16 protein-coding genes are annotated in these 19,242 nt (G+C 56.9%); 3 read left to right on the top strand and 13 right to left on the bottom strand.

Annotated features, from left to right (window positions below; genetic code table 11):
• Positions 1-353 (bottom strand): helix-turn-helix domain-containing protein (locus CW267_RS26310; RefSeq protein ID WP_133124760.1); only part of this gene is annotated, 353 nt, incomplete at its 3' end.
• Between the two features lie 101 nt (positions 354-454).
• Between CW267_RS26310 and CW267_RS26305 the strand changes: the two genes are divergently transcribed.
• Positions 455-1,462: a Gfo/Idh/MocA family oxidoreductase gene (locus CW267_RS26305; protein WP_100781065.1), complete on the top strand. Its 1,008-nt coding sequence runs from the start codon at positions 455-457 to the stop codon at positions 1,460-1,462.
• A 243-nt stretch (positions 1,463-1,705) separates the two neighbouring features.
• Here the strand turns inward: CW267_RS26305 and CW267_RS26300 are convergent, their stop codons facing one another.
• Genes CW267_RS26300 through iolE form a run of 3 tightly spaced genes read right to left on the bottom strand, consistent with a single transcriptional unit; the run spans position 1,706 to position 4,836 of the window.
• Positions 1,706-2,737: a Gfo/Idh/MocA family protein gene (locus tag CW267_RS26300; RefSeq protein WP_100781066.1), complete on the bottom strand. Its 1,032-nt coding sequence runs from the start codon at positions 2,735-2,737 to the stop codon at positions 1,706-1,708.
• A 9-nt stretch (positions 2,738-2,746) separates the two neighbouring features.
• Complete coding sequence (locus CW267_RS26295) at positions 2,747-3,919, bottom strand: Gfo/Idh/MocA family protein (RefSeq protein ID WP_012968781.1); 1,173 nt, start codon at positions 3,917-3,919, stop codon at positions 2,747-2,749.
• Positions 3,916-4,836 (bottom strand): myo-inosose-2 dehydratase, encoded by a 921-nt coding sequence (gene iolE / locus CW267_RS26290; RefSeq protein WP_008805488.1) that lies wholly within the window; start codon positions 4,834-4,836, stop codon positions 3,916-3,918. The genes CW267_RS26295 and iolE overlap by 4 nt, the downstream gene beginning before the upstream one ends.
• Positions 4,837-5,408: 572 nt before the next feature.
• Here iolE and CW267_RS26285 point away from each other — a divergent pair.
• Entirely contained in the window at positions 5,409-5,834 is a 426-nt protein-coding gene (locus CW267_RS26285) for a hypothetical protein (protein WP_032730969.1), read from the top strand.
• A 44-nt stretch (positions 5,835-5,878) separates the two neighbouring features.
• Here the strand turns inward: CW267_RS26285 and CW267_RS26280 are convergent, their stop codons facing one another.
• From CW267_RS26280 to CW267_RS26245, 8 genes are all read right to left on the bottom strand, one after another.
• Positions 5,879-6,310, bottom strand: coding sequence for a cell envelope integrity TolA C-terminal domain-containing protein (locus CW267_RS26280; protein WP_012968783.1), 432 nt, complete (start codon positions 6,308-6,310; stop codon positions 5,879-5,881).
• A 157-nt stretch (positions 6,311-6,467) separates the two neighbouring features.
• Positions 6,468-7,985: a lysine--tRNA ligase gene (lysS, locus tag CW267_RS26275; RefSeq protein ID WP_100781067.1), complete on the bottom strand. Its 1,518-nt coding sequence runs from the start codon at positions 7,983-7,985 to the stop codon at positions 6,468-6,470.
• A gap of 331 nt (positions 7,986-8,316) precedes the next feature.
• Positions 8,317-9,792, bottom strand: coding sequence for a dipeptide permease DtpD (dtpD, locus tag CW267_RS26270; protein WP_012542563.1), 1,476 nt, complete (start codon positions 9,790-9,792; stop codon positions 8,317-8,319).
• A gap of 60 nt (positions 9,793-9,852) precedes the next feature.
• Positions 9,853-12,000: a lysine decarboxylase CadA gene (cadA, locus tag CW267_RS26265; RefSeq protein WP_022064710.1), complete on the bottom strand. Its 2,148-nt coding sequence runs from the start codon at positions 11,998-12,000 to the stop codon at positions 9,853-9,855.
• Positions 12,001-12,082: 82 nt separating this feature from the next.
• Positions 12,083-13,417: a cadaverine/lysine antiporter gene (cadB, locus tag CW267_RS26260; RefSeq protein WP_008805484.1), complete on the bottom strand. Its 1,335-nt coding sequence runs from the start codon at positions 13,415-13,417 to the stop codon at positions 12,083-12,085.
• Between the two features lie 365 nt (positions 13,418-13,782).
• A complete protein-coding gene (cadC, locus tag CW267_RS26255; RefSeq protein WP_008805483.1) occupies positions 13,783-15,363 on the bottom strand; it encodes a lysine decarboxylation/transport transcriptional activator CadC in 1,581 nt (526 codons plus the stop codon).
• A gap of 293 nt (positions 15,364-15,656) precedes the next feature.
• Positions 15,657-15,929 carry a DUF1471 domain-containing protein gene (locus tag CW267_RS26250; RefSeq protein WP_002892402.1) on the bottom strand — a complete coding sequence of 91 codons (273 nt, stop codon included), beginning with the start codon at positions 15,927-15,929 and terminating at the stop codon, positions 15,657-15,659.
• 100 nt (positions 15,930-16,029) lie between these two features.
• A complete protein-coding gene (locus tag CW267_RS26245; RefSeq protein WP_008805482.1) occupies positions 16,030-16,950 on the bottom strand; it encodes a Kdo(2)-lipid IV(A) acyltransferase in 921 nt (306 codons plus the stop codon).
• A gap of 510 nt (positions 16,951-17,460) precedes the next feature.
• Between CW267_RS26245 and CW267_RS26240 the strand changes: the two genes are divergently transcribed.
• On the top strand, positions 17,461-18,327 hold the full coding sequence (locus tag CW267_RS26240; RefSeq protein WP_100781068.1) for a GNAT family N-acetyltransferase: 867 nt from the start codon (positions 17,461-17,463) through the stop codon (positions 18,325-18,327).
• 22 nt (positions 18,328-18,349) lie between these two features.
• Here CW267_RS26240 and CW267_RS26235 read toward each other — a convergent pair.
• A partial coding sequence (locus tag CW267_RS26235) for a fimbrial protein (RefSeq protein WP_101148675.1) occupies positions 18,350-19,242 on the bottom strand: 893 nt, incomplete at its 5' end.

The raw sequence follows: 19,242 nt of genomic DNA, 5'->3' as shown, positions 1-19,242 counted from the left end.
CGCTGCTGGCAGCTGCGCACAATGCGCCGGGCCAGGGTCGTCGGCTGCGACTCCGGGACAAAGGTGCGGTGCAGGGTCAGACGGCGATAGCCGAGGCTATCCGCCACGGCGGCAAAATCCTGCGCCAGCTGGGGAAAGAAGAACGAGTCATTGCTGCTGAGAAAGACCTCAACCTGCCAGGGAAAGCGGTGCTCCTCCGGCAGGATCCGCTTCAGCCCCGCCTCGCGCGCCGCCTGCAGCACTTTGCGGGTGGTCTGCGGCGATACGCCGCCGCGTTCGTTCAGCACCCGGTCAACGGTGGCCACGCCGACGCCAATCTGTCTGGCCAGCATCGCCAGTGAAATGTTTTTCATCGCCCCTCTCTTCATGATGGAAATCCATCAAAACGGCAGTGTCAGTGAGTTTAGCAAACCGATTATGGTGGCAACGTCCCCTCGCCATTCTGGAGAAAAAAATGATCTGCAAACGTTTTGCCCTGGTAGGCAGTGGTTTTATCGGTCAGGTTCATGCCGCCAGTCTTGCCCGTCATGAAGGAAGTGCGCTGACGATGGTGGCCGATGCCGCCCCGGAGCGCGCCCAGGCGCTGGCCGCCCGCTATGGCGCCCGGGCGGTGACAATGAGCGAGGCGATCCATAGCGACGCCATCGACGCGGTGCTGATCGCCAGTTCAACCCCGTCGCATGCCGAACTGCTGGAAGCCGCCGCCCGGGCGGGCAAGGCGGTCTATTGCGAAAAACCGATCGACCTCTCCCTGGCGCGCGCCCGTGAGGTGGTGGAGCGGGTGCTCCCCCTGAACGTGCCGGTGACTGTCGGCTTTAACCGGCGCTTCGACAGCAGCCATCAGCAGCTCCGCCGCCAGCTGGAGCAAGGGCTGATCGGCCGGGTCGAGCTGGTGCAGATGGTCTGCCGCGCCTCCACCATGCCGCCGCTCGACTATCTGCGCAGCTCCGGCGGCCAGATGCGCGATCAGGCGATCCACTTCTTCGATCTCCTGCGCTTTCTCACTGGCGATGAAGTGCGTACCGTGGCGGCGATGGGCGCGGCGCTGGCCCTGCCGGACATTGCCGAATTTGGCGATGTCGACACCTCCATCCTGATGATGCAGATGCGCGGCGGCGCGCTGGCGCAGCTGGACAACACCCGCCGCACCGGCCACGGGTATGATGAACGGATCACGCTGCTGGGCGCCGAAGGCGCGCTGGAGTCCGGTAGCCAGTCGCCGGCGGGCCCTACCCTGTGGCGCGGCAATCAGCGCATTGAGCCGGGCCTGTGGCCGGACTGGTTCAGCCGGGTACAGGGATCTTATTACCAGCATCTTGACGCCTTTATTCGCGCCCTGAATGGTGAAACCGTGGCCGATCTGCCCGGCCTGCTGGACGGCCTGCAGGCGCAGGCCATTGCCGAAGCGGCGGTTCAGTCCCTGCAGCATGGCCAGTTTGTCGCCGTCGACGACTGTCGCTGAGTGGTTGCGTGGCAACCGCCATCAGGCGCTGTACCAGCCTTTATGCCGGGCGGCGGCGATGCCTTGCCCGGCCTACATAACACAGGCATTAATCTAATTTAATATCAAACGGTTGCAGTAAAATCGTAGGCCCGTGCAAGCGCAGAGCCGCCGGGCAACAGACATCCGGCATCGTACGCGTCCTGGTGCCGGGCAATGGCAGACACGCTCGCGCTATCTGCAAACCAATGCCCGGCCGGCTCCTTAGCGTTCTTCGTTAAACACCGCGCCCACCTGGCGCCGCACTTCATCCATCACCTGCAGATTCTGCAGCACCCGACTGAGCGGCCGCAGCGGCGAGTCCCGCAGCTCCTGCCCGATGCACCAGGCAAAATGCTCCGCCTGCCAGAACAGCTGGTCGTAGCGATTGCGCGGCTCTTCCCAGCGCAGCACCTGCCCGCCCTGGCTGGCGGCGAGCGTAAAGCCGCCGGGGGCGTAAAACTGACCGTCGATCGTCAGGGTCGCCTGGCGTCCGGCCACCACCGCCCCGCCCGGCGTGTTGCTGAACAACGTCGTGTTTAACAACCCCTGCATCCCGTTCTGCCAGCTAAACAGCATCGACGTCTGACCGTTAAGCCCCTCCGCCGTGGCGCTGCCGCGGGCGACAATCTCCTGCGGCATGCCGCCCACCATCAGCGCAAACGAGGTCAAATAGCTGCCGAGGTCCATCATCGGCCCGCCGGCAAGGTCGGCATTGAAGATGCGGTGGTCGGGGGTGAAATACTCGCCGTGATCGGCCAGCAGGGTATGCAGGTCGCCGAGCGCCCCATCCTCCAGCAGCTGGCGGATCACATCATATTTCGGCGCGTAATCGCACCACATTGCCTCCAGCGCCAGCTTCCCCTGGCGGGCGGCTTCGGCCTGCAGCTCACGCCCTTCGCCGAGGTTGAGCGCGAAGGGCTTCTCAATCAGCACGTGTTTACCTGCCTTCAGCGCCTGCATGCCGTCGGGAAAGTGATGGTTGTGCGGCGTCGCAATGTACACCGCATCAATATCCGGGCGTGCCAGCATCTCCTCCACCTGGCCGTAAGCCTGGGGGATCCCCCATTCCGCGGCCACCCGCTCGGCCTTCGCCTGGCTGCGGGAGGCCACCGCCACCACCTGCTGTCGGCTGTAGGTTTTCAATGCATGAACAAAGCGCTCGGCGATCCAGCCGGGACCGATAATGCCCCAGCGCAGGGAGGGAATGCTCTGCGCCGCCGGGCGGCGCGGGGTCGGTAAGTGTGAGGGAAACATAGCGGCTCCTTAGTCTTTAACCACGTTCACCCAGCGGCGGCTGACCATCGAGGCTTCAATCGCCGACAGCACGCGCTGATTCTGCAAACCAAATTCAAAGTTGGGATAGCAGTCGTCGTCCCCGCAAATCCCCTGCACCAGGTCATGCACTTCGATCACCTTGACGTCAAAATAGCCCAGCCCGCCGCCGCCAAAATCGAAGCCGAAGAAGCCGGCATAGGCCGGGATCTGGCTCCCGGCATACAGCGTCTTAAAGCCGCGGTCGTGTTTGTCATCGTTGAAGCGATACACCTGCAGCTCGTTAAAGCGCTCCCCGTCCATATACAGCGTGCCTTCGGTGCCGGAGACCTCCCAGAACACGCCGAAGATCCGCCCGGCGGCGATGCGCGAGGCCTCAATCACTCCCGCCGCGCCGCTGTCGAAATTGACCAGGCACTGAACCTGATCGTCATTTTCTACTTCCCGCCACTCGGCATCGGCCGCGACCCGGCTGGCATACCCGGCATCGCTCTGCGGCACCGGACGCTGGCGCAGGCAGGTTTGCGCGCTGGCGGTCACTTCGCGGATCCCGCCCAGCAAAAACTGGGCGACCGACAGGGTATGGGCGCCAAGGTCGCCAAGCGCCCCGCTGCCGCCGAGGGTTTTCGAGCAGCGCCAGGACCAGGGCAGGTTAGGGTCGTTATAAAACCCCTGATCAAAGGTGCCGCGAAAGCGCACCGGTTCGCCAATATCGCCCCGGGCGATAATCTGCTTTGCCAGCAGTGCCGCCGGCGTTTTGATGTTGTTAAAGGCCACCATGGTCTTCACCCCCGCGCGCCGTGCCGCCTGCGCCATCTCCTGCGCCTGCTGCTCGTTGACCGCCAGCGGCTTCTCGCAATAGACATGTTTACCCGCCGCGATCGCCGCCATCGCCATTGTGTAGTGCAGATGGTTCGGCGAGGTGATATCCACCACATCAACCTGCGGATCGTTTACCAGCTCGCGCCAGTCGCCGTAGGCCTTTTCCGCCCCCAGTTTCGCCGCATGGCGTTCAGCCAGCGCCTGATCCTGATCCGCCAGCGCATAGAGATGCGGGCGCTTCGGCAGATCGGGATAGAACATGGCCGCGCGACGGTACGCGTCAGCGTGTGCCTGACCCATAAAACCCGAGCCGATAAGACCGATATTTAACCGCGCGCTCATGCTGCGTGCTCCTCTGACGGTGAAGGGGAAGATAAATGGTGTGCCAGCCAGGCATAGGCGCGGCGGGCGGTGGCCAGCGGCGGCGCCATCGCCGGGTCCTGCTCGGCTTCGATAATCAGCCAGCCGCGGTAGTCACTGCGCCGGACGAAGTCGAGGATCGGCGCATAGTCGATGCAGCCGTCGCCGGGGATGGTAAACAGCCCGGCGCGCACCGCCTCGTTAAAGCTCAGATTTTCACGATACAGACGCCCCAGCACCTGCGGACGGACGTCTTTCAGATGCAGATGGCGGATACGGTGGCCATATTTTTGCAGCACGCGCGGGATCTCGACCCCGGCGACAAAGGCGTGTCCGGTATCAAACGCCAGCCCGACGTTGTCATGGGTATGGGACAGAAACCGCTCCAGCTCGTCATCGTGCTCCACCAGCATCATCAGATGATGGTGATAGGCCAGCTGGAGGCCATAGTCGCGCAGCAGCAGGTCGGCAAAGGTATTTAGCTTGTGGCAATACGCCGCCAGGCTGACACGGCTTAACGGCGGCGAGAGTGAAATAGGCTCATCAAGCGGGGTTTCACCCGGCAGTTGCCCGCACTCGCCGTAAACCATCACCCTCGCGCCGAGCTGCCGGAGGAGCTGCGCGTGCTCCCGCACCGCCTCCAGCTCCGCTTCCACGCTGCGCTCGGCCAGCAAGCCGCTGTACCAGCCGGACGCCAGGCGCAGGTCAGCCGCCGCCAGCAGCGGGCCCAGCGTCTCTGCCTGGCGGGGAAATTTCCGTCCTAACTCAATGCCCTGATAGCCCGCCTCCCGCGCCTCGCGCAGGCAGGTATCCAGGGGGATATCGCCGCCTAAATCCTCCAGCACATCGTTGGTCCAGCACAGGGGGCTCACGCCCCACTGCAGATGCTCTGTCGCCATCTTGTTCTCCTTTTCACCCTGTGGTCTTGTCTGGCGTCACTATAAGCAGGCGACGACCGACGATGAAAACGGAGAAATGATGGAAATCCATCATTGCGCTGGCGATATATCCGCTATTTCAGGTAACCCTGAAAAATAAATGGAAATAATGCTTGCCGCCGGCTTATTTTGCGGCTAAAAATTACTGGCTTAATAACCCGCTTCAGAGGTTATCCCTTTCATTCGAAATATGATGATAGCAATATGAAAAAAACTCAACACCGCACCGGCGCGGGCTTTAGCCGCGCGCCCAGGCCAGGCCTGCTGTTATTTGCGTAAGTGACAAATAGTCACTTTTAAAACATCAATTACTTAACATTCTCTCTGCAATAATATGACATGCAGCGGGAAGGTACAGTGATAAATAAAATCAGGGTAATGATGTTTTACCAATAAATAACCCATCTCCTTCCTGCTAGTTATTTATCAGGAATGGCTGCGGTTATATTTATTCTGACGCCACCGGGAGAATGCACCAATGTGTATCAACCTTTATGACAATGCACGCCGCTATCGCGATGAGAAACAATAAGATGAATAAGACCTGGCTTTTCACCACCCTCACCCTGGCGCTGGTCGCCGCCGCGCCGGCCCACGCCATTAGCGCGAAATACCGGGAACAGCTTGAACGTTCCGGCTGCACGCAGATGACCGACGGGACCACCTGCGATATTCATAAAACCAAAGCCGAGAATGCCGCCGCCGCGCAGCAGGCCAGCAGCGGCTTCGGCCCCTGGGTGGGCACCTGGTATGTTTATACGGAGTATGGCGATAAAATTGATGAGATTACCGTCACCGCTAAAACGGTGAAAACCCATGGTCATCTGGTCGAGGAGGCGAAAGCCAGCCAGGGTAAACTGACTTTCCGGGTGAAAAGCTCAGCCTTTACCCTCAACAACGCCTTTAACGGCAGCTGGACAAACGGCAGCCAGCGCGGCTCCCTGCAAAAAGTGCAGTAATCTCTCCGCCCCTGCCGTCCGGCGGGGGCGGAAAGCCGGGTGCGCTAAGGCTTAAAATCCAGTAGCGGATGGTTAAAGATCTGGTAGACCCCTTCGCTGGCAAAGGGCGGGAAGGTCGTGCGCAGTACCGCATCGGTCACTACCGCGCAGAACGCCGGATCGCCCCCCTCCTGCTGCAGTCCGGTCAGTTTTGCACTGCGGTTAAGCGACAGCCGCACGGAGCATATTTTCCCCTGGTAGCGTGCGCTGTTGGGCAATTGAACCATAACCGCCTCTCTGAGCGTGAAGGCGTAGCGCATCAGTTGATCCTGCGTGGCTTTGCCCGGCGGCAGTGTGTGCGTATCCGGGGCCGCGGCCCGCTGCTGCATCTGGCGGATCAGTTCCTCCTGCGTCGGATGCTTCTCCTTCGCCGCCTGGCAGCCGCTCAGCAGGCTAATAGCCGCCGCGGTCATGAGGGCAATACCAAATTTGCTCATAGCGTCTCCTTGCGAAATGGTCACTATTGTCGCGCGTCTGGCCACGGCAAAACATCCCGATAAATAGCGGTTAGCGGTTCATAAAGCAGGGCAAAAGACAGGATGGGGATAATGCAGGGAGGACCTCCCGGCGCAGGCCGGGAGGGAGTGCAACGGATTACTTCTGCGGACGCATGGCCGGGAAGAGGATCACGTCGCGGATGGTATGGCTGTTGGTAAACAGCATCACCATGCGGTCGATACCGATACCCAGACCCGCGGTCGGCGGTAAACCATACTCCAGGGCGGTGACGTAGTCTTCGTCATAGAACATCGCTTCGTCATCGCCCGCCGCTTTGGCGTTCACCTGATCCTGGAAGCGCTGCGCCTGATCTTCGGCATCGTTCAGCTCACTGAAACCGTTACCGATTTCGCGGCCGCCAATGAAGAATTCAAAGCGGTCAGTGATTTCCGGGTTGACGTCGTTACGGCGCGCCAGCGGGGAAACTTCCGCCGGGTATTCGGTGATGAAGGTTGGCTGAATCAGATGCGCTTCCGCCACTTCGTCAAAGATTTCGGTGACGATACGTCCCAGACCCCAGCTTTTCTCTACCTGAATACCGAGAGATTGCGCCAGCGCTTTCGCCGCGTCGAAGTTATCCAGATCCGCCATGTTGGTTTCCGGACGGTGTTTCTTGATTGCTTCGCGCATGGTCAGTTTTTCAAACGGCTTACCGAAATCAAACACCTGGTCGCCATATGGCACTTCGGTTTTGCCCAGCACCGTCTGCGCCAGGGTGCGGAACAACGACTCGGTCAGTTCGATCAGGTCTTTGTAGTCCGCATACGCCATATACAGTTCCATCATGGTGAACTCTGGGTTATGGCGTACCGAGATCCCTTCATTACGGAAGTTGCGGTTGATTTCAAACACACGTTCAAAACCGCCGACCACCAGACGTTTCAGATACAGTTCCGGCGCGATGCGCAGGTACATATCCAGATCCAGCGCGTTGTGATGGGTGATGAACGGACGGGCGGACGCCCCGCCAGGGATCACCTGCATCATCGGGGTTTCGACTTCCATAAAGCCACGAGCCACCATGAACTGGCGCATGGTCGCGAGGATCTGCGAACGGATACGGAACGTATGACGTGACTCTTCGTTGGCGATCAGATCCAGATAGCGCTGGCGATAGCGGACTTCCTGATCCTGCAGGCCGTGGAATTTATCCGGCAGCGGGCGCAGGGCTTTGGTCAGCAGACGCAGCTCGGTGCAGTGAATAGAGAGTTCGCCGGTTTGCGTTTTGAACAGCTTGCCGCGGGCGGCGATGATATCGCCGAGGTCCCATTTTTTAAACTGTTCGTTGTAGACGCCTTCCGGCAGGTCATCGCGCGCCACGTACAGCTGAATGCGGCCGCCGACGTCCTGAAGAGTGACGAAAGAGGCTTTGCCCATCACGCGGCGGGTCATCATCCGGCCAGCCACCGCAACTTCAACGTTCAGGGAAGCGAGTTCATCGTTATCCTTCGCATCGAATTCAGCATGCAATTGGTCAGAGGTATGATCGCGACGGAAGTCGTTGGGGAAGGCTACGCCCTGCTCACGCAGTGCAGCCAGTTTTTCGCGACGAGTTTTCAGTTCATTATTAAGGTCAATGGCCTCATCGGCACCTTGTGCTTGTTGTTCAGACATATGGATTCCTCATAACCTTGCTTTCAAACTAGCTTCGATAAATTGAACCAGGTCACCCTTCCGCGCGGCCTGTCTCTGGGAAGACACCAGAGCACAATCTTAACGATCCTGGATTCACTCCAAGCTGATCTCACTCAGCTATGGCTTCAGTAACGGTATTTTTTATCGTTGGCCTCCGCGCATGCCAGAATATCCCCCTCCTGTTCACTAAGCTGTGCAAGGAGCGACTTCGCGCTCCGCTGTTGATGTAATGCCCCCGGTCGCGCCGCGCTTACCGGGGCTACGAATCGCGGCCCGGATAAGGCGTTTACGCCACCAGCCGGGACGAGCGTCAGGCGCCGCCGCCGGTAACTTCACCGGCAGCCGCACGGCGTTTGCCCACACTACAGGCCGCGGCAAAGGCGATAACGACCATCACCGCCACGCAGCCGAGGGTCCATTCGCCCATCTGCGAGAAGAAATGTTGATAGGCAGCAATCGCCGTGTCGCTAATTTGCGATTCGGTGGTTTGCTGCGCCACCACGCCCGCCAGCCAGTTGGCGACCGCGCCAGTGGCCAGCATATAGATCCCGGTCAACACCCCGGTGACGCCGGGCATGTTCAGACGGGTGATTTGCGCCATCGCCACCGGGTCGATAAACAGTTCGGCAAAGCCCATCATCGCCAGCCCGGCGACCATCATGCCCATCGAGGCCTGGCCGTCAGCCGCGCCGTGGCGGGCATTGAGCGCCAGCAGCATAAAGCCGCCGCCCATCAGCAGCAGGCCGAAAGCGAATTTCAGCCAGACGCGCAGCACCGAACGCACGCTGCCTTCCGGGCGCATCAGCCACGCCAGCACCACGCCGGCCGCCATCACCGCCACCGCGTTGACCGACTGGAACAGCGCGGTTGGCACGTCCCAGTTCAGCAGGCGACGATTGACGAAGTGGTCGATAAACAGGCTAATCGAGCTCCCGCCCTGCTGCGCCAGCACCCAGAACAGCGTTCCGGCGAGCATCAGCAGGACGATCTGCCACAGCGCGCGACGATGCTCCGGGGCTTTGATCATGATCCGCGCCACCATCTGGGCGGCGAACAGGCAGACGATCGCCAGCAGATAGCCGGACCAGTTGTTTTGCAGCAGCAGCGTGAAGAACACCGGCGCCAGGCACAGCATCACCAGCAGCCAGCCCCAGGTCGGCAGCACAAATTTCACTGCCCGCAGCGCCGGTTTATCGACGCCGCGGGTATGCCGGAAATGGCGGCTGCCGCTTAAGAAAATCATCAGGCCGATAAACATGCCGATCCCCGCCAGCGCAAAGCCGATATGCCAGCCGTACCACTGCGCCGCCAGTCCGCAGGCGATGGGCGCGGCGATCGACCCGACGTTGCCGGCGGCGTACAGCAGCGAGAAACCGCCGTCGCGACGCGGGTCGTCGTGAGCGTACAGTTCGCCGAGCAGGCAGCTGATATTGGATTTGAACAGGCCGTAGCCGCAGATGATGATCGCCAGCGCGACGTACAGACTCCATGCGGAGGTCGACTCGACGCCCAGCACCACGTGGCCGAGGGTCATTAACAGCGCCCCGGCAATCACCGCCGTGCGGTTGCCGAGCAGGCGGTCGGCAAGCCAGCCGCCGAGAATAGGGGTAACGTAAACTAAAGATGCGTAGGCGCTGAACAGACTGATGGCATGGCTGTCGTCAAAGCCAAGCTGGTGGGTGAGATAAAGGATGAGTAAGGCACGCATGCCGTAAAAGCTGAAGTACTCCCAGATCTGGATCGCAACGATGTAGTAAATCGCGCGCGGCTGTGAGGGTGTTTTCATAGGTTCTCCTTGCAGCGTGAAAAAAGGGAAGTGGCAAGCCACTTCCCTGGTGTGCGTCTATTACTTGTTGTTTTCTTCTTTCAGCACTTTAACGGTGTAACGACCATCCGCCTGACGATAGGCGCCGTGGATATCGGTTTCGAAGCCCGGGTAGTGGGCGCCGATTTCGCACAGCATCTGCAGGAACTCCAGCACCGGGCGGCTTTCTTCGGTGATCATTTCACCCGGCATCACCAGCGGCACTCCCGGAGGATACGGCAGGATCATGTTGGCGTTGACGCGGCCGACCATCTCTTCGAGATAAACCTCTTCAGTCTGACCGTGCAGCTCTTTCTGGAACGCGGCATACGGGGTCATCACCATCGATGGCAGCACTTCAAACGCGCGGAACATCAGGTCCGGCAGGTTGTGATGCTCAATCAGTTTGTGAATGTTCTGCGCCAGGTCCTGAATACGCATGTTTTCATAGAATTCAGGATCTTCACGGTACAGCGACGGCAGCATGTTTTTCACCCGCAGGTTCAGGTCGAACGCGCGTTTGAAGTCGGTCAGCGCACGCAGCAGGCTCAGCGCTTTGGTTTTGTCGATACCGATGCTGAACAGGAACAGCAGGTTGTACGGACCGGTTTTCTCCACCACGATGCCGTGTTCGTCGAGATATTTCGCCACGATGCTCGCCGGAATACCGAAGTCATCCATGGTGCCGTCTTTCTTCATCCCCGGCGTCAGCAGCGTGACTTTGATCGGGTCGAGGTACATGTGCTCGTTATCGATGTTTTTGAAACCGTGCCATGCACTGTCGGAACGCAGCGGCCAGCATTCAGCGCCATCGATATGCTCCGGCTGCCAAACGTCGAAGAACCAGCCGTCAGACTCGCCTTTCAGACGTTTGATCTCTTTACGGAACTTGATGGAACGTTCAATAGAGCCGTCGATCAGACGCTTACCGGCGTTACCCTTCATCATCGCCGCCGCGGTTTCGGTGGACGCCACGATCCCGTAGTGCGGGGAAGTGGTGGTGTGCATCATGTAGGCTTCGTTGAAGGTCTCTTCGTTTACGTCGCCTTTCACGTGGATCATCGACGCCTGGGAGAATGCCGCCAGCAGTTTGTGCGTGGACTGGGTTTCGTAGATCACTTTCCCTTCGACGCGGCCGCCGCTCATCCCGCATTTGCCTTCATAGATCGGCGAGAAGTTGGTGTAAGGCACCCATGCGGAGTCAAAGTGGATGGATTTCACATCCAGGGTTTTCTTGATGAAGTCGGTGTTATACAGCAGGCCATCATAGGTCGAGTTGGTGATCACCGCGTGTACCGGCCAGGTCGCGTTCGGCGTCTCTTTCACACGCTTGGCGATAGTCGCGTGCTGGAATTCGCTCTGCGGGATACCGCCGAGGATACCGTAGGCGTTACGGGTCGGACGGAAGTAGATCGGCGTAATGTCGCTCATCATCATCAGGTGAGTCAGCGATTTGTGGCAGTTACGGTCAATCAGCACGGTGCTGCCGGCCGGCGCGGAGTACATGCCGACGATTTTGTTAGCAGTAGAGGTACCGTTGGTCACCATGTAGCTGCGTTCAGCGTTAAAGACGCGAGCGATATACTCTTCCGCTTCTTTGTGCGGGCCGCTGTGGTCCAGCAGAGAACCCAGTTCAGAAACCGAAATGGAGATATCGGATTTCATGGTATTCGGGCCAAAGAAATCATAGAAGATGCTGCCTACCGGGCTTTTCTGGAACGCGGTACCGCCCATGTGGCCTGGGGTGCAGAAGGTGTATTTACCTTCACGTACATATTTGAACAGCGCTTTGGTCAGCGGCGGCAGAATGGTATCGATGTATTCATCAGTGTTCTGTTTGATTTTGTTCGCGATATCTTCCGCAGCGCCCAGCGCATATTCGAAGAAGCGAACCTGCATGCGCAGATCGTTCAGGCTAACGTCCAGAGTCGAGTAGGTGTTAGCGAACGCGTACAGCGGCATGTACTCGTTCATTTTGCTGATTTCTTCGCACAGTTCGAGATTGTATTTATCCCAGTCGAAGATCACGCCGCACAGACGAGAGTTGTTTTCGATAAGTTTTAATAAGTCGTCACGGTCGTTCGGGTAGACAATACGGAAGTCCAGGCGTTCGAGAGCACGATGCAGTTCACGGATGGGTTCTTCTTTGAAGTAAACACCCATGTGATTCATGATTGCAATAACGTTCATAGTCAAATCTCCAGATGTAGAAAGCCCCTCCCGTCTCGATGTGACAGGTGATGGAAGGAGCCTCAGGAAAAAGGGTTACTGATTAGTGCGCGTTAGCGGGGCTGTTGTTATCCGTTGCGTTGTTCTGGCGCTGGTGCATTTTGCGACCGTAGAACATCAGGATAATCAGGCTAACGATAAAGGTGCCGGCCAGTTCGAAGGAGCTTGCGCCCATCAGCGCGATGAAGCAGAACACGCAACCCAGTACCGAACAAATCAGGCTAACGAAGTTACGAATGTTGATGCCTTCGAAACGAATCAGGTCAACACAGGAGTAGAAGTAAGGCAGCATGGTCAGCAGTACCGCGATACCGGTCAGTTCGCCGAACAGGTCAGAAGCTTTACCACCGGCGGAGTTCATCAGGGTGATCAGCACCATCAGCGCGGTCATTTTCACCGCCGCCAGCAGCAGGCCTTTTTTCGGGATACCGTTGCTATCGACTTCGCCATACACTTTCGGGAAGTTACCGTCGTTGGCGGCACGTACACCGGCCTGGCCAACCAGCATCATCCACGAGCCCAGAGAAGTCAGGCAAGCGAAGGCAGTGAAAGCGGAAACCATCGGAGCAGCCCAGCCGCCGAGAATGGTAGAGGCGCTAATCGCGAACGGCGCACCGGACGCGGCCATCTGAGAAGCAGGATACATACCGGCGATAACCTGAGTCGCGGCGATATAGACGATACCGGCCATCGCAGTACCCAGCATGGTAGCCAGCGGGACGGTACGTTTCGGGTTTTTTACCATCCCGGTACTCACGGCGGCGGATTCGACGCCAACGAAGGCCCACAGGCAGAGCAGGATACTTTTAATGACCGCGTGGCTATCGGTGGTGCTGGAGGTGTTCCAGTTCGCCTGATAGGTGGCGACATCAAACCAGTGCCAGCCGACAACCGCGGTCATGACCACTGGAATAAGCACCAGTACCAGACCAATAGTGGTCAGACGGCTGACCCAGGTCCCGCCGAGCATATTAACGAAAGTAAAGATCCACACGATGGCAATACAGGCAATACCTGCTGGCACCGGGTTATTTAAAATTGGGAAGAACGTAGAGAGATAAGAAACTGCGGTAATCCCGATGGCCAGGTTACCAATCCAGTTTGCATGATAATAAAGCACACCGGTCTGGAAACCGAATGCGGGAGATATTTCCCCGGCGTAGGCAATTGGACCACCCTGTTGCGGGTTCTTAGTGGCCAGTCGGGCATAAACATAAGCCAGAGACATCGCACCAATAATTGAAATTACCCAGCCCCAAATGGCAATACCACCGATGCTGGCCAGGTTCGCAGGTAATAATGCAATACCGCTCCCCATCATATTACCGGCGACGACACCGGTACAGGCAAATAGCCCGATCTTCTTGGCAGAACTCATGGTTGTTTTTCTCCTAAGTTTATTTGGGAGGTACAGATCATGATACAGAACCATTAATTGACCCGACCAACTGCCAACAAGATTACTGATTTGTACGAGATAAGTCCTAAAGATAAAGTGAAATAACAACAAACATCAGACAAATGATATTTTGACCTTTTTCGCTTAACATATAAACATGACAACAGGGTGTCAGAAAAAGATAAACATCGTTTAGTTACATGGAGTTAGAGTGGGATGTGAGTGTTACTGAAGTGTTATTCAAAGCCTCCTGAATGCTAAATACAAATAACAACCAGAGGCTTCATGAGAAACATAAATTTAACCTCACCATGCCCAAAACCTTGCGCATGATGAGGGTTTACTTATTCTGAAGAGAGGAAATTGTCGAGATACGGTACCACCCGATTAACTGATGTCTGGAAAACACCGTTTTCAATCCAGTACAGGGTATCCCCGCCGGGCCGTAAATTAAACGCAGTGATGTAAGAATCGGCAGCCAGTCGGTTCTCTCCTTTCATCTCATAGACTTTGCCTAACAGCACATAATTCAGCCACGACATCTCTAAATCAATCGCACTGTTAATCGCGGTATTCGCTTCGTCGACTTTACCCTTACCCAACGAATCTACCGCTTTTATTTGATAATAAATCGCCATGTCTTTAATACCCGGCATCTCCCCTACCCGCTCAACCTCACTGTAGAGGGCAGCTAGCTGTTTATCGTCCAGCGGCTGCTGCGAATGGCGTAATACATCCACCAGCGTTTTTTCGGCATAGGCGTAAATAAAATCCGGCGCCCGCTTAATCACATCATCCAGCAGGCTACTGGCTTTACTTAATGAATCGACATCGCCCTTCATTAACAGCTGATGCGACTGGTAGAAATAGGTTAACGCCACGCTCTGCGAGGGCTGATATTGCCTGAGCATCGCCTGCATCCGCGCCGGCCACGGTTGCGTCAGGGCATCCGACAGGCTGTTCATCAGATCGTTCTGAATGGTCAGCTGGTTGTCGTTGGTCACAAAGTAGCGTTTATCCAGCATCGTCGAGCTGTCAGCGTTATCCACCAGCTGGACCGACATAAAGCACTGCTGCGCCCGATAGTGGCGCTGATTGACGAACTCAATGGTCAGCGTTTTCCCGGAGCTGCTCGGCTCATTGATGTTGTAGTCCGTTTTGTCATGCACCATAAAGGTCGAGAAGGTGTTCAGCGAGGTGGTGATCAGGCTGGCCAGGCCGACCGCGTAAGAGTGCTGCGACGACCAGTTGGCGCAGGAGTTACCATTGACCAGGTGGATATCGATATCGCGCGGATTGAGCAGCAGGCGCGCCTTGTTGACCGGCGGCCGCGACTCCATGCTCGACAGCGCCACCAGCGCCACACAGGTGCCCAGCGCTAACAGGAACAGCCCCCACACCAGGGCGGTGGTGAGGCGTTTACGAGCCGATGGCGCGCTGGCGACAGCGGGAGCCGCCGCCGGCGCTGTCACCGGCGCGGTAAGATCGGCGGAGGAGTCGGGGGCTTCTGGCGGCCCACCGGCAGCCGGTGGCACGGGAATAGCGGTCGACGACGAAGGCGTCAGCGCCTCCACCTGCGGGGCGAGTTCCTCCCCCTCCTCGGTGCACCAGATCACCGGCACCGTGAGCTTATACCCCCGTTTGGGTACCGTCGCGATGTACTCAAGGCTAACGTCGTCGCCGTCTTTGAGCGACTTGCGCAGTTCGGAAATACTCTGCGTGACGACGTGGCTGGTCACAACGTTCCGGGTCCAGACGTTTTCGATAAGCTCGTCCCGGCTAAGCACTTCCCCCGGATGGCGGGCAAAAAAGACCAGAAGATCGATTAAACGCGGTTCAAGGGTAAGCTGGCGCCCCTTCCTGCTGATTTGGTTTACAGAGGGGGTTACCAGCCATTCACCGACGCGAACAACAGGTTGTAGCATACAAGAAAGCCCCAGACAAAAAGGGAAAGGCGCGATGATAACACATTTGTCCTACCTATTTTTGCCAGGGGTCACTCCCTCAGGCATTAGGTCAGAATTGGCTTTTTATCAACAATAAAAAGCAATAATTCATTAACATCGTGATCATGAAATTTATATATAGCGATAAAAACGCATTTCCGCTGCCGCAATTGCCTAAGGCAATTCCGATGGCAGAAAAAAAATGAGCCCGGAGGCTTAACGCGCTCCAGGCTCAATGCGTCGCGCGCCGCTACGGCACGCTTTTAAAAAGGTTATTTATACACTTCCGCTGTGGCTTCGAAGTTTGGACCATGCTCGCGCGCGGCGGTAATCACGTAATATTTTCCGCCTTTCTCATCGGCCAGCTTAGAGAGCTGATCGTGCAGATCGGAAGGTGAAGAGAACTCGCCACCGGACGGCCCTACCGAGATCGGTCCGACCTTGGTCAGTTTGAAGTGTTTCACTTCTTCTTTGGTGATCAACTGTGCGGCGGACGCGCCAAATGCAACGGCGGAAAGGGCTAACGCGACTATCACTTTTTTCATCCTGCAATCTCCTTGGAATTAGCCTTCAGTCAGGCTCTTTCAGTATAGACGGCGATTTACTGAGCGTGCTACCGATGCGCTTATTTTTCGGCCGAAGCGTTCAGTAACGCGGCGGTACCCCTTCCGGGCGAGTCTTAAAACGCCGGTGCAGCCACATATATTGCTCGGGCGCCATCAGGATGCACTGTTCGATAATCTGATTCATCCAGGCCGCCGTGACCTCGGCGCTCGCCAGCGGCGGCGTGCGCTCTGGCGTCAGAGAGATCAATTCATACCCCATGCCGTTGGGCTTGCGCCGCGGAACAAACGGCACAATCGTCGCCCCGGACATTTTCGCCAGCATCCAGGTGCCGGTGGTGGTCGCCGCCTGCTCGACGGCAAACAGCGGGGCAAAAACGCTGCTGGCCGGGCCGTAATCGTGATCTGGCGCGTACCAGAGGATCTCCCCCTCTTTCAGCGCCCTGACCATCCCTTTCAGATTTTTTCGATCCAGCATGGTCTTGTTCGAACGCAAGCGTCCCCAGGTCTGCAGCCAGTCAATCAGCGGGTTATCATTGGGCCGGTAGACGCCAATGCCCGGGGTAAACATGCCATACATTCGCGCCCCCATTTCGAGGGTCAGAAAATGAATACCGATCAGTAAGATGCCCTGCTTTTGTTCCAGAAGCTCCACCACCTCGTTAACGCCGCTGGTCTCGGTCCAGCGCGCCACCCGGTGCGTCGGCCAGAACCAGGCCATGCCGGTCTCCATCAGCCCCATGCCCAGCGATTCAAAGTTTTTCACCAGCAGCGCCTCGCGGTCGGCGGCGCTCATCTCGGGAAAGCAGAGTTCGAGATTACGTCTGGCAATCCGCGCGCGGCTTTTCATCACCCGCATTGCCAGCCGCCCAAGCGCCGTTCCCAGACGGTAGATCACCGGATACGGTAATTGCACCAGCAGCCACAAAAAGCCAATTCCCAGCCACAACAGCCAGTAACGCGGGTGCAAAAGCGCGCGGGAAAATTTGGGTAAATTTGACATAGTAATCCTGTTAATTCACTCAATAATAGCTGAGCAAAAACCGCGAAATAAAGTAGCGGATCCTGCATGTTATATTTTTCCAATTCGTGCGGTAATACTCAGACACAAAGGGCGTTATTATACGTCGCTCCTTGAGTAATTTCAGCCCTTGCGATGACGGCTACTCTATTATTAGGCAGATCGCGTAAAATTTCCTGTTTAATGCATAAATAAATAAACCTAACCTCTACGGCGCGGCCGATTGTCGATAAAATCGCCAGTACATTTGCCTCAGCCTCTCGACCAGTGCCTCGTTTACTCACGCTCTATTATGGCGATAGCAAACGCAAACAGGCCGTTCAGCCCGGTCTGATATGGCCAGCATGCGGTTATTTGTGACTGGGGCAAAGGTTAAGCATCGACATTGCGGATCCTTTTCCCAGATATGCTACGTTTACAGCGCTCATTCGACGCAAGTGCCTTTGCCGACGTCGCCGCTTTCAGAAGCCATAGTGAGAAGGAACTATGACAATGAATTATCAATTAGTGAAGCAAGTCAGAGAAAATAGCCCATTAAGAAAAAGCTTCATTGACCTTGCCGTTAAGACTTTTGATCTGTCTTTTGAAGAGTGGTATCAGCAAGGTTACTGGACCGACGCCTATATCCCCTACGCCTTTGTCGAACGCAATAAAGTTATCGCTAACGCTTCGGCCAATATCATCGACCTGCGCTGGCAGGGCGAGCCCCGGCGTTATATTCAGATTGGCACCGTGATGACCGAACCGGACCACCGTAATAAGGGATTAGCCGGCCAGCTTATCCATCACATCCTGCAGGACTGGCAGCAGGAGGCGGACGCCTTCTTTTTATTCGCCAATCCCACCACGGTGGATTTTTACCCCAAATTTGGCTTCACCCGCAGCGAAGAGCATCAATATATTATGCCGGTTTCCCCGCGAGCCGGTGATTTTCGTAAACTGGATATGGACAGCGCTGACGATGTCGCCCTGCTCCGCTATTACTATGAAAAATCCAACCCGTTCTCACCGCTGCGGGTGGAGCATAACTTTGGCCTGCTGATGTTTTACTGCTCAGCCTTTATGAAGCATTTTGTTTATTACTCGGCAAAAAATGAGGCAGTGGTCATCGCCATGCAAAACGGTCCGGTGCTGATCTGCTTTGACCTCTTCTGCGAGGAGGGTAAGAGCCTGTCGACGCTGGTCAACGAACTGGCCGATGACCATGTTTACCAGGCCATCCTCGGTTTTACCCCTAATGAAGACCGGCTCGGCGAGTATGAGAAAATAGAGGGAGAAGATATCCTCTTCGTCTATAACCAGAAGGAAAACCTGTTTAAAGACAGGAAGTTGATGTTTCCTTTACTGGCGCATGCCTGACGACGCCACGCCGTCAGGCCGATCAGTTATAAGTCACCACGAAGGTCGCGCTGGCGTTCGCCTCGCCCGCAGTCACTGCGGGCTGCGTCTGGATATAGCGGGCCTGATAGGATAAACGATAGTTCGTCTGACTGCCTTTATTCCCGGACCAGACCTGGCTCACCTGGTTTAGCGGCACCAGCGCGCCGCCGGCGCTGAGGATTTGCACGCCAAGTCCGGATGCGCCTTCAGGTTGGTCATCGATTTTAATCACCTCGTTGGCGGCGACAGCGCTGTCCACCGTCGCGTTAAACTGCATAAACACGCTGCCGACATTTTCACAGTTCGTCAGGTTGATGTTAAAAGGAACCGGGGCGGTGGTGCTGTTGAGCCCGGTAAACGCGGTTTTGTTATGCCGCCCGAGGAAGACGTTAATGTTTTTACTGTCGTCAGTAATCTTGCAGGTGGGTGATTTGACCTGAATACAGAGCCCACTGACGCTAAAGCGCATCGCCTGTACTCCGCCAAGATAAATATCGCCAAGGTAATCGTTAAGGCAATACTCGCCCGGCGGCGGTAGACCGCCGTTATCGGCAATCCGCCAGAAATAGATGGTCGGTTTTTTATTTTCCGCCTGAAATGCGCGCTGGCCGGAAAATACCGGCGCTGAGGGCCAGGCCGTGAACAGGGGATCGAAATTAATGCCATCCTGTTCCCCCATCTGGAAGCTGTAGCCAATGCCCGGCAGGCGGTCGATGCTGTAGATATCCCCGGGCTTGCCGTCTCCCGCCGGGCCGACCCGTGAGCCGCCGATGCTCTGAAACCCGCCGGGCTCGCTGCCGCTGCAGGCGATCTCCCAGCGTTCGTTATTAGTGATAATCATCCCTCCGTAGCTGTATAGCAGGGAGCCGATGGGGCGATTGCTGACGTCAAGGT

The organism is Klebsiella sp. X1-16S-Nf21 (assembly GCF_002837615.1).
GTDB lineage: Bacteria > Pseudomonadota > Gammaproteobacteria > Enterobacterales > Enterobacteriaceae > Klebsiella > Klebsiella variicola.
Note: the sequence above shows the minus strand (reverse complement) of the source record. Positions and strands in the feature narration are given on the sequence as shown.

What these genes read in the sequence shown, in the direction of transcription:
- CW267_RS26305 (WP_100781065.1), top strand. Translation starts at nt 455, where the DNA reads ATGATCTGCAAACGTTTTGCCCTGGTAGGCAGTGGTTTTATCGGTCAG.
- CW267_RS26300 (WP_100781066.1), bottom strand. Translation starts at nt 2,737, where the DNA reads ATGTTTCCCTCACACTTACCGACCCCGCGCCGCCCGGCGGCGCAGAGC.
- CW267_RS26295 (WP_012968781.1), bottom strand. Translation starts at nt 3,919, where the DNA reads ATGAGCGCGCGGTTAAATATCGGTCTTATCGGCTCGGGTTTTATGGGT.
- iolE (WP_008805488.1), bottom strand. Translation starts at nt 4,836, where the DNA reads ATGGCGACAGAGCATCTGCAGTGGGGCGTGAGCCCCCTGTGCTGGACC.
- CW267_RS26285 (WP_032730969.1), top strand. Translation starts at nt 5,409, where the DNA reads ATGAATAAGACCTGGCTTTTCACCACCCTCACCCTGGCGCTGGTCGCC.
- CW267_RS26280 (WP_012968783.1), bottom strand. Translation starts at nt 6,310, where the DNA reads ATGAGCAAATTTGGTATTGCCCTCATGACCGCGGCGGCTATTAGCCTG.
- lysS (WP_100781067.1), bottom strand. Translation starts at nt 7,985, where the DNA reads ATGTCTGAACAACAAGCACAAGGTGCCGATGAGGCCATTGACCTTAAT.
- dtpD (WP_012542563.1), bottom strand. Translation starts at nt 9,792, where the DNA reads ATGAAAACACCCTCACAGCCGCGCGCGATTTACTACATCGTTGCGATC.
- cadA (WP_022064710.1), bottom strand. Translation starts at nt 12,000, where the DNA reads ATGAACGTTATTGCAATCATGAATCACATGGGTGTTTACTTCAAAGAA.
- cadB (WP_008805484.1), bottom strand. Translation starts at nt 13,417, where the DNA reads ATGAGTTCTGCCAAGAAGATCGGGCTATTTGCCTGTACCGGTGTCGTC.
- cadC (WP_008805483.1), bottom strand. Translation starts at nt 15,363, where the DNA reads ATGCTACAACCTGTTGTTCGCGTCGGTGAATGGCTGGTAACCCCCTCT.
- CW267_RS26250 (WP_002892402.1), bottom strand. Translation starts at nt 15,929, where the DNA reads ATGAAAAAAGTGATAGTCGCGTTAGCCCTTTCCGCCGTTGCATTTGGC.
- CW267_RS26245 (WP_008805482.1), bottom strand. Translation starts at nt 16,950, where the DNA reads ATGTCAAATTTACCCAAATTTTCCCGCGCGCTTTTGCACCCGCGTTAC.
- CW267_RS26240 (WP_100781068.1), top strand. Translation starts at nt 17,461, where the DNA reads ATGAATTATCAATTAGTGAAGCAAGTCAGAGAAAATAGCCCATTAAGA.